The organism is Saccharospirillum impatiens DSM 12546, assembly GCF_000423605.1.
GTDB lineage: Bacteria > Pseudomonadota > Gammaproteobacteria > Pseudomonadales > Natronospirillaceae > Saccharospirillum > Saccharospirillum impatiens.
Genome location: NZ_KE384065.1, coordinates 8,173 through 9,621, shown reverse-complemented (window position 1 = coordinate 9,621; position 1,449 = coordinate 8,173). Strand labels below are relative to the sequence as shown.

The following is a 1,449-nucleotide window of genomic DNA, read 5'->3' as shown; positions in this document are numbered from 1 at the left end:
TGAGCGATTGCCTGTAGCTCTTTCTTGTTCATAGTCTGCCCATCCTCACCCAACCATTGGGTTAATAATAGGCAGTTACACAGATTTAGTTACAGTCTCCCGGTTGAGCGGTGTTTGGCGTCTTTTCATGTGTTGCGTCATTCATTGTTCAGCGTCCCTCTATGTCTTGCGTCGCTCAATGTCCTACGTCTCTACATGTCCCGCGTATTTCCTCATCTTCCTGGCCACCTTGCGCTTTCTCAGCCAGTTGAAGGGCAGCTTTTTCAGCCCTTTGTGGCCCTCCCGGATGTGGTGGTCTATCGCATCCAGTACCCGTTCTGATGATTTGCCATCCTGGTAGGGGTGCATCTGGTCGGCGTAGGCTTTTCCGGCTTCTTTTCGTTCTGCGTAGTGCTCTGTGCAGGTGTGTATGGCGGTAGCCAGCTCGCTTGGGTCGGTTATGTTCAGTACATAGGGGCCGGGGTGCAGGGTGTTCAGGGTGATGACGGGTTTGCCGATGCACAGGCTTTCGGCCACGACCGATGAGGTATCGGAAAGCACGATGTCGGCTTGTTGCAGGGCGGGAAGCAGGTCGGTGTTTTCTACCACTCTGAAGTGGTCGTTTAGGGCGGCTTTGTAGGCGGTTACCTGGTCTTTGGCCATCATTGGGTGGAATTTAACGGTCACGTCGGCTTTGCCGGCCCGGGTGAGCTCGCTCAGCGGCTCCAGCAGGGCGTAGGTGGAAGTGAGCGATGGGCTGAAGGTTGGGGCATACAGTACGGCTGGTGGCGCTGTGATGTCGGTGCGGGTGTCTACTGCCTTGGCGTAGGGGTCCATTTTCGGCCAGCCGGTCTCTACGCTTCTGAAATAGCCGTATGTGGGTTCTGCGGTCTTGAACCGGCTTGTGGTTAGTGGGCCGTGGGTGCAGTACAGGTCGAAAAAGCCGCGAATGTTGAAATGGCCTTTTTTGTCGATGCCAAAGCCGTGGAATATCTGAATTTTATGGCCGGGCCAGAAGTGGGGCACCCAGTTGCCGGGGCAGATCACGGCATCGGGGTTGTAGTCGTTAACGGCGGTGGTGTCGGCCAGGCGTTGCTCGTCGGCCATCAGGTAAGATTCGGGCAAGTCATACAGGAACCAGCGTACCTCTATGCCACGGGCTTTTGCTGCGGCTTCCAGTGGCCTGAGTATCGGGAAAGAATAGGGCTGTTCGACGAAGAAAAGGAGCTTTTGCATGGTACCCGGGCTTGTTTAAGTGATTGGGCAGTATAGCGGTGTTTTAAGGGACGCAAAACATGAAGGGGCGTGGGACATTAAAGGACGCAGGACATGGAGTGACGAAGGACATTAAAAGACGCGAAACATTGAAAGACGTGAAACCGGTTTAGGTGCGGGGTTTCGTAGGAAGCCAGTCCTCTGGGTGACGGGGAGGATGAATCACCGGTGAAGTTGGCCTGTTGGGCGGTGGTT

Annotated in this window: 1 protein-coding gene; it reads right to left on the bottom strand. The window is 55.1% G+C overall.

Going from position 1 to position 1,449, the window contains the following annotated elements:
* Window positions 1–183 precede the first annotated feature (183 nt).
* Entirely contained in the window at window positions 184–1,215 is a 1,032-nt protein-coding gene (locus G565_RS0122275) for a CDP-glycerol glycerophosphotransferase family protein (protein ID WP_028672745.1), read from the bottom strand.
* Between the last annotated feature and the right edge of the window lie 234 nt (window positions 1,216–1,449).